We start from the raw sequence: 13,354 nt of genomic DNA, 5'->3' as shown, positions 1-13,354 counted from the left end.
TGCGTCGCAATTGGCGACAATGCAGAGTTTGTTGCCAACCACTTCTGTCCACGCCATGCAATTTGCCGACCGCCTGAACAACGTAGAAACCTCCGCCATCCGCGAGCTTTTCAAGCTGCTGGGCAAGCCCGGCATCATCAGCTTTGCGGGTGGCTTTCCGGACAGCGCGATGTTTGACGTGGAAGGCATCCGCGCAGCCAGCAACGCCGCCCTGGCCGAAGAGCCCGGCGCCGCATTGCAATATGGCGCCACCGAGGGCTACAACCCGCTGCGCGAGCAACTGGCCGCCTTCATGACCAGCAAGGGCGCCGGGGATGTCGCGGCCGACCACCTCATCGTCACCACCGGCAGCCAGCAGGCGCTGGATCTGCTGGGCAAGACCCTCATCAGCCCCGGCGACAAGGTGATTGTGGAAGGCCCGACCTTCCTCGCCACCATCCAGTGCTTTCGCCTGTACGGCGCCGAACTCATCAGCGCGCCCATCGATGGCAACGGCGTGAAGACCGACGAGCTGGAAAAGCTGATCGCCGAGCACAAGCCGAAATTCGTTTACCTGATCCCCACCTTCGGCAACCCCAGCGGCGCCATGCTGAGCCTGGAGCGCCGCAAGGCCGTGCTGCAGATGGCGGTGAAGCACAACACCCTGATCGTCGAGGACGACCCCTACGGCGACCTGTACTTTGGTGACGCGCCACCCCCCAGCCTGCTCAACCTGTCGGCCACCGTGCCCGGCAGCCGCGAGCTGCTGGTGCACTGCGGCAGCTTGAGCAAGGTGCTGTCGCCCGGCCTGCGCGTGGGCTGGATGATTGCCCCGGCCGAGTTGCTGGGCAAGGCCACCATGTGCAAGCAGTTCAGCGATGCACACACCAGCACCTTTGCCCAGGCCACGGCCGCGCAGTACCTCAAGGCCGGCCGCATGCCTGGCACGCTGGCCCATGTGCGCAAGGTGTATGCCGAGCGCGCCCAGGCCATGGGCGATGCCCTGCGCAAGGAGCTGGGCGATGCCATCGAATTTGTGCAGCCCCAGGGCGGCCTGTTCGTGTGGGCGCGCCTCACGGGGGCAGGCGGCAAAGTGGCCGATGGCAACGTGCTGGCCAAGCGTGCGATTGAAAAGGGCGTGGCCTTTGTGCCCGGCACGCCGTTCTTCTGCGCCAACCCGGACCACGCCACCTTCCGCCTGTCGTTTGCCACGGCCGATGTGGACAAGATCCGCGAAGGCGTCGCGCGCCTGGGCCAGGCGATCTGACGCCTCCATGTCTGACACCAACGATCTCGCCAACGTTCTCCAGCGTCTCGAAAGCCTGGAGATCAAGGCCAGCTTTACCGAAGACCTGCTGGACCAGCTGAACATGACCATCTACCAGCAGCAGCAACTGATCGATCGGTTGACGCACGAGGTCATCCAGCTGCGCCAGCAGGCGCCCGAAGGCGGCTCGAACGGCCCGCGGAACCTGCGCGACGAGCTGCCGCCGCATTACTGATCTAGAGATCTAGGCTTTCACGGACCGCCAGGCTGCGTCCGCCAGTTCTGTGCGGTAGGTGGTGGGCGACGGCAAACCGCCCTGGGCCACATTGCCCGACAGCCAGGCCCTGCAATAGCTCTGCACCGGCCCCATCACCAGCGATGGCATCAGCTCGCACGGCAGGTCGCGCAGCGCGCCCGACCGGCGGTGCGGCTCGAACCAGGCCACCAGCGCCTGGTTGCGGCGCCGTGCGGCCTCGGCCAGGTCGGGCGTGCGCGGGCCCGCTGCCACTGCGCTGCGCGCCTGGAACATGAACCGCGCCCGTTCGGGCTGCGCCACCACCCAATCCAGGTAGCCCGTGACCAGGGCCAATACGCCCGCCTCCACGCCCTGGGCGGCATCGAGGTGCGCCTGCAGGCTGCGCGACTGGTCGTGAAAGATCTCGAAGAACAGCGCTGCCACGATGCCGTCGCGGTTGCCAAAGTGGTGATAGATGCTGCCCACGCTGGCCCCGCAGCGCGCCCGCACGCCGTCGATGGTGACTGCATCCACGCCGCCTTCGGCCGCGCAGGCCAGGGCGGCGTTCAGGATGTCCTGGCGGCGGTCAGTGGTTGCTTCGGCAGGGGATGAGGTGGGGGGCGGGGAATTGCGGCTTGCCATGGAATGGGATTCTAGAATAAAGTTCTAGAAAATACTTCTAGTCCGCGATCCTTCCATGCATTCCTCTCCCATTGCCGCCCGTGCTGCCGCTGCCTCCATGCCCGGCACTGCCTTGTACCCGCACCTGCTTGCCCCGCTCGATCTGGGCTTCACCACCCTCAAGAACCGTGTGCTCATGGGCTCCATGCACACCGGGCTGGAGGACGGGCGTGACCTGTCTCGCATGGCGGCGTACTTCCGCGAGCGGGCAGAGGGGGATGTGGGCCTGATCGTGACGGGTGGCTTTGCGCCCAACATCGCGGGCTGGGCCAAACCGTTTGCGGGCACGCTCGCGACCTCGGGCGCGGCCAAGCGCCACCGCGTGGTGACCGAGGCCGTGCACGAGGCGGGCGGCAAGATCGCACTGCAAATCCTGCACACGGGCCGCTATGCCTACCACCCGCTGGCGGTGGCGCCATCGCGGCTGCAGTCGCCGATTTCGCCGTTCACGCCGTTCGCGCTGTCGGCGAGCGGGGTGGAGCGCCAGATCCGCGCCTTCGTGCGCTGCGCGGTGAAGGCGCGCGAGGCGGGCTACGACGGCGTGGAGGTGATGGGCTCGGAGGGCTATTTCATCAACCAGTTTCTGTCGCAAGCCACCAACCTGCGGCGCGATGCCTGGGGCGGCGACTACAGCCACCGCATGCGGCTGCCGGTAGAGATTCTGGCCCGCATGCGCGAGGCCGTGGGGCCGGACTTCATCATCATCTACCGCCTGTCCATGATTGACCTGGTGCCCGGCGGCAGCGCGTGGGACGAGATCGTCACCCTGGGCAAGGCCGTGGCCACGGGCGGGGCGAACATCGTCAACACCGGCATTGGCTGGCACGAGGCGCGGGTGCCCACCATTGCCACCAGCGTGCCGCGCGCAGCGTTTGCCTGGGTCACGCAAAAGATGAAGGCCGAGTTTGCAGCGGCAGGCATCACCACGCCGCTGGTCACGTCCAACCGCATCAACACGCCCGAGGTGGCCGAGCAGGTGCTGGCCGATGGCTGCGCCGACATGGTGTCCATGGCGCGGCCCCTGCTGGCCGATGCGGCGTTTGTGAAGAAGGCTGCGCAAGGCCGGGCCGACCGCATCAACACCTGCATCGCCTGCAACCAGGCCTGCCTGGACCATGTGTTCCAGAACAAGACCAGCAGCTGCCTCGTCAACCCGCGTGCTTGCCATGAGACGGAGCTGGTCTATCGCCCGATTGCCACGCCCGCATCGCGCAAGCGCATCGCCGTGGTGGGCGCGGGGCCTGCAGGCCTCACCGCCGCCACGGTGGCTGCTGAGCGTGGCCACGAGGTCCACCTGTTCGACGCGGCGCCCGCCATCGGCGGCCAGCTCAACATGGCCAAGGTGATTCCGGGCAAGGAAGAGTTCCACGAAATGCTGCGCTACCTGGCCACGCGCGTGGAGGACACAGGCGTGCAACTGCACCTGAACGAGCGCGTGTTGGCCGCCGACCTGGCGGGCTTTGACGAGGTCATCGTCGCTACCGGTGTGGAGCCGCGCGACCCGAAGATCCCCGGCCAGGACCACCCCAAGGTGCTGAGCTACATCGATGTGCTGCGCCACGGCAAGCCGGTGGGCGAGCGCGTGGCCATCATCGGCGCGGGCGGCATCGGCTTTGATGTGGCCGAGTTCCTCACGCACGGCGAGCACCCCTCCACCACGCTCGATTTGCCCGCCTGGAAGGCCGAATGGGGCATCACCGACCCGGCCGAGGCGCGCGGTGGCCTGGCCGCCGGCGGCCCGCGCGTGACGCCCCCTGCACGGCAGGTGACGCTGCTGCAGCGCAAGAAGGGCAAGCTGGGCGGCGGCCTGGGCAAGACCACGGGCTGGATCCACCGCACCGTGCTGAAGATGAAAGCGGTGGAGATGGTGGGTGGCGTGAACTACGAGCGCATTGCCGACGAAGGGCTGCTGGTCTCGTACGGCGAAAAGCGCGAAGACCCGACCTGGATCCCTTGCGACACCGTGGTCCTGTGCGCGGGCCAGGTGCCGTTGCGCAGCCTGGCGCAGGAACTGGAGGCCCAGGGCCGCAAGCCCCACCTCATCGGTGGTGCGCTGGAGGCCGGCGAGCTGGACGCCAAGCGCGCCATCGACCAGGCGGCGCGGCTGGCAGCCCGGCTGTAGGTCGGTGCGTACATCGCCTGCAGGGGCTCACAGGGTTTCACAGGGCCTGTCAGGCGTGTTGTTGAGGTTTTTTTGGCTGGTAGCGCTAGTGGAATATGCCTGAGTAGCTATATTTTTGATAGTGAATATAGGATGGCGACTGCCGTGATGGGTCACGGAGGCTGTGCTGTCCTTGTCCCTCAGGCGGACAGATTCAGGGCGTTGAACACCCGCAGCGCTGCCCACGCGTCGTTGGCCGCGTAGACCAGCTGGGCCTCGCTCAGCCGGGCGTTGGCCCAGTTGGAGGTGGCGGCTTTTTTGGACTTGATGAAGCGCCGGTTGAACAGCACCGCCACAGCCCCTTTCACGCCCATGTCCTTGCGGTAGCCGCGTTGGCGGAACACGGTGTTCAGCTCCAGCACATCGGCTGGTTGCACGCCCAGCTTGTGCTGGATGCGCTTGGTGTCGTCACCCAGCCCAAAGCCCGCCTTGGTCACACCCTGCAGGGCCAGCAGCTCGGCCACGCGCGCTCGGCAGCCGGGGTCGTGCAGCTGGAACACCCAGGCCCGCTCCAGCGTAGCCAGTTGCACGATGTGCGGCCCGTCCGACGGCTCATCGCGCACAAAGGTGGGTTTGGATTCGGTGTCAAAACCCCAGGCACTGGCGCTGGCCAGCGCCTGGCAAGCCTGGTCGGCCTGTGCAGGCGTGGCGACCAGCGCAATGCGGTCCATGCCCAGGCGTTCAAAGGGTTCCAGCAGCGCGATCTGGTCTTTGTCTGGCGTGGGGCGCTGGGTGGTGCGCGCCGAGGGGTGGCGGGGCGCGGAGGGCGGCTGGCGCCGCGAAGGAGGAGAGGCCGTCATGCGGGCCATTGTGCCGTGTGGGTGTCCCTTCAGCGTTTGCCGGTTTTGCGCAATCGGGGGGCTTCCTCCATCTGGCCCAGGGCTTGCTCACAAGCCGCCACCGACTGGGCCTGCCGCCCCGCCAGCCAGCCTGCGCCAAACCAGGCCTTCAGGTCGCCGGACTCTGCAAGCTCGCGGTACAGCGCTGCCGCCACACGCTCGTCATTGAGGCGGCCCAATGCCGACAGCGCTGGCTGCAGGCTGTCCAGAAACCGGGCGCTGTGTGCATCCAGCGCGGGCGCCACAAACTCGGTGAGGTAGCGCAGGCGTTTGAGGCGTTTGCGCAGCCGGTGCTGTGCCTGGGGCGTGCGCGTGGCAAAACCCCGTGCGCCTTTTTGCACCTGGGCATGCAGTGCGCGCAGGCGCTGCTGCAGCAGGCGGCGCGTGGCACGGGCGTCCAGGCCTGCTGCGGCGTCGCCCGTGGCGTCCAGCCCTGGGGTGGTACAGGCCATCAGATACACCAGCGCTCCCTGAAAGGCCGCATAGCGCACGGTCTGTTGTGCGGCCTGGGCCACCAGCGCGGTGTTGTCGCCCTGGTGGGTGGACAGGGGCGGCGCTCCGGCGGCCTGCAGTTCGGCACCGATGCGTTGCATCACCTGGCTGCGGTCCCGCAGGTGGCCGAGCTGCTGGAACACATGGACCAGGGGCGGCTCCCAGGCGGGGTCAAAGTTGCCTGGGGCCAGCGGCGCCAGCTCGCGCAGGGCGGTGCGCAGGCGGCGGATGCCGATGCGTAGCTGGTGCAGCTGCTCCTCATCACTCGCACCTTCGGCAATGTCGCTGGCGGGGCCCAGGATCTGCTGCAGGCACTGCGCCACCACGGCGCGTTGCAGGGCCTGCCCGGCGGGCAGTTGCTGGTACAGGGGGGACCGGGGTCGGGCCTTGCGGGGCGAACCGCCGCCGGAAGGGCCGTCAGATGGAATGGGAATGCCCGATGGACTGCCAGCTGCTGCCAGCAGGCGCTCGCCCCGTTCGGCCTTGGACACGGTGCTCAGATACAGCCCGTGCCGCGTGGCCCACTGCGCGGCGAGCGCTGCCAGGCCCGCCACCGGCCCGGCCTTGAGTTCCAGCTCCAGCTCGCAAATGAGGGCCTCGGCCTGCTGGGCTGTGCCCCGGTGGGCCACCACCCGGCCGGTGTCCAGCGCCAGCTCGACCACCGTTCCCTGGCGGGTGATATCGCGTGTCAGCCGGTCCATCTCGGTGCCATAGGTTTCGACGAGGGGGCCACCAGCGGCTTGCAGGGCCTGCTGCAGCCGGGCGCCTGCCACGGTGCCACTGTGCAACTGGGGCAGGGGCCCGGGCGCGATGCCTTCTATGGCGGGGCCGCGTGCGACGTTGTGCTCCTGCCGGTCCAGCGAGCCATCGCCCAGCGCCTTGACGGTTTGCACCCACTGGTCACCCTCGCGCCGCAGGCGAAACGCAATGCCGCGTGACGCCAGTGCGCCGTCGGGCGTGTCGAAGTAGCGGGCCTCCATGCGGATGGCGACACACCGGCCCCGGCGCACTGCCGCTTGCACGGCAGCCAGACGGTCGGGCGGGATGCAGAACTTGAATTCGATTTCCATGGTGGCGGCATTATCCCGTGGTATCCCCATCGCAGGGCCGCGCCGGATGAAGGGCGTGCAGAGGTTATTCGCAAATAATGGAAAATCAATGATTCAAGTGAGGGTGTATTGATTATGAAGGGCGATTGAAGGAGGATATCAAACTCATGCCCAGTGGTTTTCCTTGATTATCCCGGATGGAGGTGATGATTTTGAATGCCGAGGCCTGAACCCGGTCTGGCAGGCGGACAAAATTATTTTCTTGCACCAAGGTGTCGCCATTGAGAAACGACCAGAGGATGAACCGGAGCGCCTGGGCTGTCTGGTCGGGGTTCTGCGTGACCTTGGGGAACACCACAAACGTGCCCATGGTGATGGGCCAGGCCGATTTACCGGGCCGCTGCGTCAAGGTGCTGTGGAAAACTCCGGTGGCCGACCAATCGCTGTTGGCCAGTGCCGCCTTGAAGGCATCGATGGAGGGTTTGACATAACTGCCGTCGGCATTTTTCATCTGCACGGTGGTCAGGCCGTATTCGGCCACATAGCCGTGGTCCACATACCCGATGGCGCCCACCGTGTCGCGCACGCCCTTGGCCACGCCGTCGCTGCCCTTGAAGGCCAGCACACCCACAGGCCAGGCGATGCTGGTTTTGGCGCCGTACGATGATTTCCATTGTGGGCTCACCTTGCCCAGGTAGTCTGCAAAGTTGTAGGTGGTGCCCGACCCGTCGGCCCGCACCACCACCTTGATCGGCAGGTCGGGCAGGGAGACATCGGGGTTCAGTGCGGCGATCTCTGCCGCGTTCCAGCGGGTAATCTCGCCCATGAAGATGCGGCTGAGAGCCTCACCCGTCAGGCGCAGCTGGGTGTTTTGCACCTTGGGCAGGTTGACGATGGGGCTGATGCCGGTGATGGCCACGGGCAGCGCCAGCAGGCCGTGCTCCAGCAAGTCCTTCTCTGCGGGGTACACGTCCGTCGCGCCAAAACCGACGGCCTGTTGCTGGATTTTTTTCATGCCCGCGCTGGAACCCACCGGGTCGTAGTCCACCGCGCTGCCAGTGGCCTTGGCATAGGCCTTGGCCCAGCTGCGGTAGATGGGCGCCGCCGCCGACGAACCAGCGCCCGTCACGGTCTGTGCGCTCGCCAGGCCCGCCTGCACGAGGGCCACGGTCACCAGCAAAAGAAAGTAAATATATTTCATGTGTTTTATGTAATGGTTTTTATGAATAACGATATGCCATGCACGATTTCAGGTGCAGTGAAATCCACGCGTGTTCATTGAGAGGACAGGCAGATTTCGGTGCCGATCCTAGCAAAATGACAGCGATTTGAAGCATTGGCCTGAACGGCGAAGGTTTCTCGCGGAGTCACTAATCTGTCATTTGAAACAATTAGTATCTTTCGCATTCCATCGGGGGCTTGGTGCACGGCGGGTGGTTGGCTTACCCCCCGCAGCAACACGCGTTCGCTCCCACAAGGCGGCGGCGCCCTGGTGGACCTTCACGAAAGATTCAGATGCTTCAAAAAATGAAAATTGGTACCCGCCTGGCCCTGGCCTTTGCCGTGCTGCTGTTGCTGATATCGGCCCTGGCGGCCGGTGGCATCAGCGGGGCCAAGCGGTTGACCGAGCGCAGCGCTGCCCTGTATGGCGACCGTACCGTGCCCATGGGCGTGCTGGCCGAGATCAGCCACCTGACGCAGCGCAACCGCGTGCTGGTGATGGACATGCTGATGGACCCCGGCACCAGCAACCTGGAGGCCAGCCACGCGGCCCTGACCGCCAATGTCGAGCGCATCCAGGCCCTGTGGAAGGAGTACGCCGCCAAGCCCCTGGGGGCCGAGGAGCAGGCCCTGGCGCAGGCCTTTGCCGATGCCAACGCCACCTATCTGGACAAGGGCCTGATCCCGGCGTCGGCCGCGCTGGTGGCCGGCAAGTACGACGATGGCTCGGAGCTGTACATCACCCAGATCCGCCCCAATGCGCTCAAGGTGCAGGACGCCATCGAGCGCCTGGTGGCGCTGCAGATCAACGTGGCTGCGGCAGAGTTTGCAGGGGCGCGCGCCATGAGCGACACCATCCACTGGTGGATGCTGGCCGCCACCGCCCTCGCATTGCTGGCAGGTGCTGCGATGGCCTGGGTCATCACCCGTTCGATCTCGCGGCCGCTACGCCAGGCCGTGGTGCTGGCACGCACCGTGGCCGGGGGCGACCTGACGGCGCAGATCGATGTGCGTGGCAACGACGAGACCGCCGAGCTGCTGGGGGCCCTGCGTGAGATGAACCACCAGCTGGTGCGCGTGATCACCGAGGTGCGCGCCAGCACCGAGACGGTCGCCCACGAGGCCGTGGTGATGGCGGGCGGCACCGAAGACCTGGCACGCCGCACCGAGGTGCAGGCATCCAATCTGCAGGAGACGGCCGCGTCGATGGAGCAGTTGACCATCACGGTGCAGCACAACACCGACAACGCCCAGCGTGCCACCGCCCTGGCGCAGGAGGCCAGCAGCGTGGCCAACGAAGGCGGCAGCGTGATGCGCGATGTGATCGCCACCATGCAGGAGATCAAGACGCAGTCGCAAAAGATCACGGACATCATCAAGGTGATCGACGACATCGCCTTCCAGACCAATCTGCTGGCGTTGAATGCGGCGGTGGAGGCCGCGCGTGCGGGTGAACAGGGCCGGGGCTTTGCGGTGGTGGCTGGCGAGGTGCGGGGCCTGTCGCAGCGCAGCAGCATGGCGGCCCGGGAGATTCGCGGCCTGATCTCGGCCAGCGTGCAGGGTGTGGAGCGCGGGTCCACCCTGGTGGGGCAGGCGGGCGAGCGTGTGGCCAACACCGTGCACCATGTGAACCAGGTGGTGTCGCTCATCACCGCCATCAAGGATGCCGGGCAGGAGCAGGCCCGGGGCATTGCCCAGATCGGAGAGGCCGTGCGCCAGCTGGACGCGGCCACGCAGCAGAACGCTGCGCTGGTGGATGACAGTTCGTCTGCCTCGACCGGCATGAAGAATCAGGTAAGGCGCCTGCTGGAGGTGATTCACCAGTTCCGCCTGTCGCCGGATATGCCCCTGCCTGCTGCAGGCGCACCCTTGCTGGAAACGGCAGGGTTGCCCCCTGCTGTGGCTCTGGAGGGCGGGGCTGGCAGTCGCGCGCAACTGGCCATCTCGGCCCGCTAGACCGGCGGCGGCGTGGTCTCGGCATCGCGTGGCCTATGCCGCCAATGACCGAGGCATTGCCACCCACCACGCCAAGACCTGCGCCATGAACCGCACCGACGTATTGATCGCGATTGCCGAGGTGGCGCGCAGTGGTGGCGCTGCCGCCCCCGAAGACGCCATCTCCCAGCTGGCGATGCTAATTGATGATCTGGAGCTGTCCTGCAGCGGCTCGGAGCAGGTGATGGAGATGCTGCTGCGCATCGCCGCCTGCCTGTGGAACCTGCAGCAGGAACGCATGCGCCTTTGAACAGGTGCCTTGGCATGCTGCATGGCCCTGATCTCTCACCGATCAGGGCGACTGAATGATCACTCGTCCAGCGTCTCGAGCGAAGCCACCTGGTTGCGCCCCCGGTGCTTGGCCAGGTACAGCGCCTGGTCGGCACGGTCGAGCATGTCGCGCAGGCTGCGATCGCTCTGGCGGAAGGTGCCCACACCCAGGCTGGTGGTGACTCGGTAGCTGTGGCCTGCATCGTCCGTCAGCTCCAAGGCGCGAATGCTGTGCAGCATGCGCGTGGCCACCTCCAGGCCCTCGGCCAGTGTGGTCAGGGGCAACAGCACGCCAAACTCTTCGCCGCCCAGCCGGCCCACGGCATCGCTGGCGCGCAACTGGCCCTTGATGGCCTGCGCAAATGCCATCAGCGCCCGGTCGCCTTCCAGGTGGCCAAAACGGTCGTTGATGGCCTTGAAGTGGTCCAGGTCCAGCATCAGCAAGGTCAGCGGCTCGCCGTTGCTGCGTGAATGGGCATAGGCCGACTCGGCGCATTCCAGAAACGCGCGGCGGTTGGCAATGCCCGTCAGCATGTCGGTGGTGGCCAGGCGCTGCAGCTCGCGCTCCAGGTTCTTGCGCTGCGTGACGTCGCGGTAGATGCCTTCGACCCCCGCAAAATTGCCTGCATGGTCGTACAGCGCATGGCTGCTGATGGAGATGTCGATCACCGTGCCATCGCGCCGCACCATCTGGCCCGGAAAGTCCGACACCTCACCGTGTTCCATGATCGCGGCCTTGAACGCGTCGCGGTCTTTGCTTTGGGGGTAGTACGACTCGGCCGTGCGGCCTTCGATTTCGTGGGGCTCGTAGCCCAGCACCCGGCGCACGCCCGGGCCCACATGCTGCACGGTGCCCTGCGCATCGGTGCGGTAGTACACGTCCTGCATGTTCTCGAACAGGCGCCGGAAGTTCTGCTCGCTCTCGCGCAGCTGGGCCTCGATCTCGCTCTGGTGTGTCATGTCCATGCCGCACATGAGCACGGCGGGTGCACCGTCCCATTCAATGGCCACACTGCTGATCAGCACCATGCGCAAGTTGCCGCGCTCGGTGCGGATACGGAACTCGGAGGATTTGTTGGGCCGCCCGGCCTGCTCGGGCACGGCTACTTGCTGGATACGGTTGGTGGAGCGCACCTGGTCCAGGGGGTGCACAAAGTCGCCAGACAGCCGCCCGATCAGGCTGTCGATACTGGGCGCCTCCAGCAACTCCATGCTGGCGGCGTTGGCAAAGCAGATGGCGCCCTGTTGTGTGACGAGCACAGCCGCTGGCAACAGGTGCAGCAGGCGCAGGTCGTGGTTCATGGGCTGGTGGTAACCAAAAGTAATGCACCATTGTGGCACCTCGATGCGCAGGTGTGAAACGGCACCTGTCGCAGGCGGTACTATCGCCCATGAGAAAAACTTTCCAACTCCACGTTGAAGGCAAGAACCGCGATCGCGTTCTGGATGCCGTCAAGCACGAAATCCGCAAGTACATCAAGCGCGAACGGCGCCGCGACCTGCCCGAAGGCGCCGATTTCTGGGACTTTGACTGCCAGTTTGGCCGCACCAAGGAAGACGCCGCCGTGGCGCACCTGGCCGCCTTGACCGGGCTGATCAACGGCGTAGCCGCCGAGGGCGGCGCCCAGTTCTATGTGGAAATTCTGGCCAAGCCCGGCAAGCGCACACCCCGTCTGGCTGGTGAGGCTTCACACACCGGGCCAGATGGCCTGGACGTGGACGACGAAGAAGGCGCGTAAGCCCTAGCGCTGGGTGGATGCCACCCCGCTCACCCTCAGTCACGCACTGCAGGCCCCTTTCAGGGGCCTTTTTTGTGGGCAGCGGGGGCATCGGCTGCCTGCGCCGCTGCTGCGCGCAGCTTGTCCTTTTTGCTGGGGCGTTTGCCTTTGATGCCGCCGGTGCCCCCGGGGTCGGTGGATGGTGCGGGCGCGGGAGCCTCGGTGGGTTCAAAGCCCGCAATCTGCTCGCGTGGGATGGTGAGGTGCTGGCGTTTTTCGATCAGCCGGAAATGCGCCTCGGTATCGGCGGTCACAAAGCTCACGGCCATGCCGCTCTCGCCCGCCCGGCCGGTGCGGCCGATGCGGTGCACATAGTCCACGGCCGATCGGGGCAGGTCGTAGTTCACCACGGCAGGCAACTGCGCAATGTCGATGCCGCGTGCTGCGAGGTCGGTGGTCACGACCACCTGCCAGCGCTCATCCTTGAACTCCCGCAGCACCTGGTTGCGCGCGCCCTGGCTCAGGCCGCCGTGGAAGGGAGATGCAAAAATGCCCGCCTTGTACAGCTTCTCGGCCACATGCTCGGCCGCGTATTGCGTGGCCACAAACACCAGCACGCGCGACCAGTTGTGCTCCTTGACCAGGTGGCGCAGCAACTGGGTGCGGCGGCTGGCGTCCACCGCAATGGCGCGTTGTTCGATGGCGGGCTCGTTACCCGGCGTGTGGGGCACCTCCACGCGCACCGGCTGCTTCAGCAGGCCATCGGCCAGCGCCTGCACTGCGGCTGGGAATGTGGCCGAGAAAAACAGGTTCTGCCGCCGGGCTGGCAACAGCGCCAGCACGCGCTGCAGTTCCTCGGCAAAGCCCAGGTCCAGCATCCGGTCTGCTTCGTCCAGCACGAGGTGTGCCACGGCCGACAGGCGCAGCGCGTTGTGGTCCACCAGGTCCAGCAGGCGGCCCGGCGTGGCCACCACAATGTCGGCGCCGCCGCGCAGGCCCAGCATCTGCGGATTGATCGACACGCCGCCGAACACGATGGCGATCTTGAGCGGTTGCTGAAGGTGCTGCGCCAGGCTGCGCAGCACTTCTCCCACCTGCGCTGCCAGTTCACGGGTGGGCACCAGCACCAGGGCGCGCACCCGGCGCGGGCCGCCAGTGGCGCTGAGCTGCAGCTGCTGCAGCAAGGGCAGGGCAAATGCCGCCGTCTTGCCCGAGCCCGTCTGTGCGGCACCCAGCAGATCTACCCCCTGCAGGATGGCCGGAATGGCGCCCGCCTGAATGGGCGTGGGCGCCACAAAGCCCGCCTGGGCGGCGGCATGGACAAGGGCGGGGGACAGACCGAGGGAGGCAAAAGGCATGGAAAGGCGCTGGGAATGCGTTGAGGAGGGCACGCAAGGCAGCGCGGACAAAGCAGTAATGGCCCGCATTGTCGCCGCGTTTGCCCGAT

General features: G+C 66.2%; 12 protein-coding genes. 6 read left to right on the top strand and 6 right to left on the bottom strand.

Annotation, left to right across the window (positions count from 1 at the left end):
- Positions 1–55 precede the first annotated feature (55 nt).
- On the top strand, positions 56–1,246 hold the full coding sequence (locus tag C8C95_RS01535) for a PLP-dependent aminotransferase family protein (protein ID WP_116747412.1): 1,191 nt from the start codon (positions 56–58) through the stop codon (positions 1,244–1,246).
- Positions 1,247–1,253: 7 nt separating this feature from the next.
- Positions 1,254–1,481: a SlyX family protein gene (locus C8C95_RS01530; RefSeq protein ID WP_008906148.1), complete on the top strand. Its 228-nt coding sequence runs from the start codon at positions 1,254–1,256 to the stop codon at positions 1,479–1,481.
- Between the two features lie 9 nt (positions 1,482–1,490).
- Here the strand turns inward: C8C95_RS01530 and C8C95_RS01525 are convergent, their stop codons facing one another.
- Positions 1,491–2,123, bottom strand: a complete 633-nt coding sequence (locus C8C95_RS01525; protein WP_116747411.1) for a TetR/AcrR family transcriptional regulator — start codon at positions 2,121–2,123, stop codon at positions 1,491–1,493.
- A 97-nt stretch (positions 2,124–2,220) separates the two neighbouring features.
- Here C8C95_RS01525 and C8C95_RS01520 point away from each other — a divergent pair, with 97 nt between their 5' ends.
- Positions 2,221–4,284, top strand: coding sequence for an NADPH-dependent 2,4-dienoyl-CoA reductase (locus C8C95_RS01520; RefSeq protein WP_116747410.1), 2,064 nt, complete (start codon positions 2,221–2,223; stop codon positions 4,282–4,284).
- A 179-nt stretch (positions 4,285–4,463) separates the two neighbouring features.
- Here C8C95_RS01520 and C8C95_RS01515 read toward each other — a convergent pair whose 3' ends face one another.
- The 3 genes from C8C95_RS01515 to pstS all read right to left on the bottom strand — a co-directional run bounded on the left by C8C95_RS01515 (position 4,464) and on the right by pstS (position 7,904).
- The gene (locus C8C95_RS01515) at positions 4,464–5,123 is read right to left on the bottom strand and encodes a 3'-5' exonuclease (protein ID WP_165836503.1); all 660 of its coding nucleotides are present in this window, start codon (positions 5,121–5,123) and stop codon (positions 4,464–4,466) included.
- Between the two features lie 29 nt (positions 5,124–5,152).
- Entirely contained in the window at positions 5,153–6,724 is a 1,572-nt protein-coding gene (locus C8C95_RS01510) for a CYTH and CHAD domain-containing protein (RefSeq protein WP_116747408.1), read from the bottom strand.
- Positions 6,725–6,836: 112 nt separating this feature from the next.
- A complete protein-coding gene (gene pstS / locus C8C95_RS01505; RefSeq protein ID WP_116747407.1) occupies positions 6,837–7,904 on the bottom strand; it encodes a phosphate ABC transporter substrate-binding protein PstS in 1,068 nt (355 codons plus the stop codon).
- A gap of 326 nt (positions 7,905–8,230) precedes the next feature.
- Here pstS and C8C95_RS01500 point away from each other — a divergent pair, with 326 nt between their 5' ends.
- On the top strand, positions 8,231–9,880 hold the full coding sequence (locus C8C95_RS01500; RefSeq protein ID WP_243415609.1) for a methyl-accepting chemotaxis protein: 1,650 nt from the start codon (positions 8,231–8,233) through the stop codon (positions 9,878–9,880).
- An 85-nt stretch (positions 9,881–9,965) separates the two neighbouring features.
- Positions 9,966–10,169, top strand: coding sequence for a hypothetical protein (locus tag C8C95_RS01495; protein WP_056747226.1), 204 nt, complete (start codon positions 9,966–9,968; stop codon positions 10,167–10,169).
- Between the two features lie 59 nt (positions 10,170–10,228).
- Here C8C95_RS01495 and C8C95_RS01490 read toward each other — a convergent pair whose 3' ends face one another.
- Entirely contained in the window at positions 10,229–11,491 is a 1,263-nt protein-coding gene (locus C8C95_RS01490; RefSeq protein ID WP_116747405.1) for a sensor domain-containing diguanylate cyclase, read from the bottom strand.
- 89 nt (positions 11,492–11,580) lie between these two features.
- Between C8C95_RS01490 and C8C95_RS01485 the strand changes: the two genes are divergently transcribed.
- Positions 11,581–11,928: a DUF6172 family protein gene (locus C8C95_RS01485; protein WP_116747404.1), complete on the top strand. Its 348-nt coding sequence runs from the start codon at positions 11,581–11,583 to the stop codon at positions 11,926–11,928.
- A gap of 59 nt (positions 11,929–11,987) precedes the next feature.
- Here the strand turns inward: C8C95_RS01485 and C8C95_RS01480 are convergent, their stop codons facing one another.
- Positions 11,988–13,265 carry a DEAD/DEAH box helicase gene (locus C8C95_RS01480; protein ID WP_116747403.1) on the bottom strand — a complete coding sequence of 426 codons (1,278 nt, stop codon included), beginning with the start codon at positions 13,263–13,265 and terminating at the stop codon, positions 11,988–11,990.
- Between the last annotated feature and the right edge of the window lie 89 nt (positions 13,266–13,354).

Origin of the sequence: Acidovorax sp. 99, from assembly GCF_003096455.1 — a bacterium.
In the GTDB taxonomy this organism is placed as follows: Bacteria; Pseudomonadota; Gammaproteobacteria; order Burkholderiales; family Burkholderiaceae_C; genus Acidovorax; species Acidovorax delafieldii.
The sequence above is the reverse complement of the archived record's forward strand: the minus strand, read 5'-3'. Positions and strand labels throughout refer to the sequence as shown.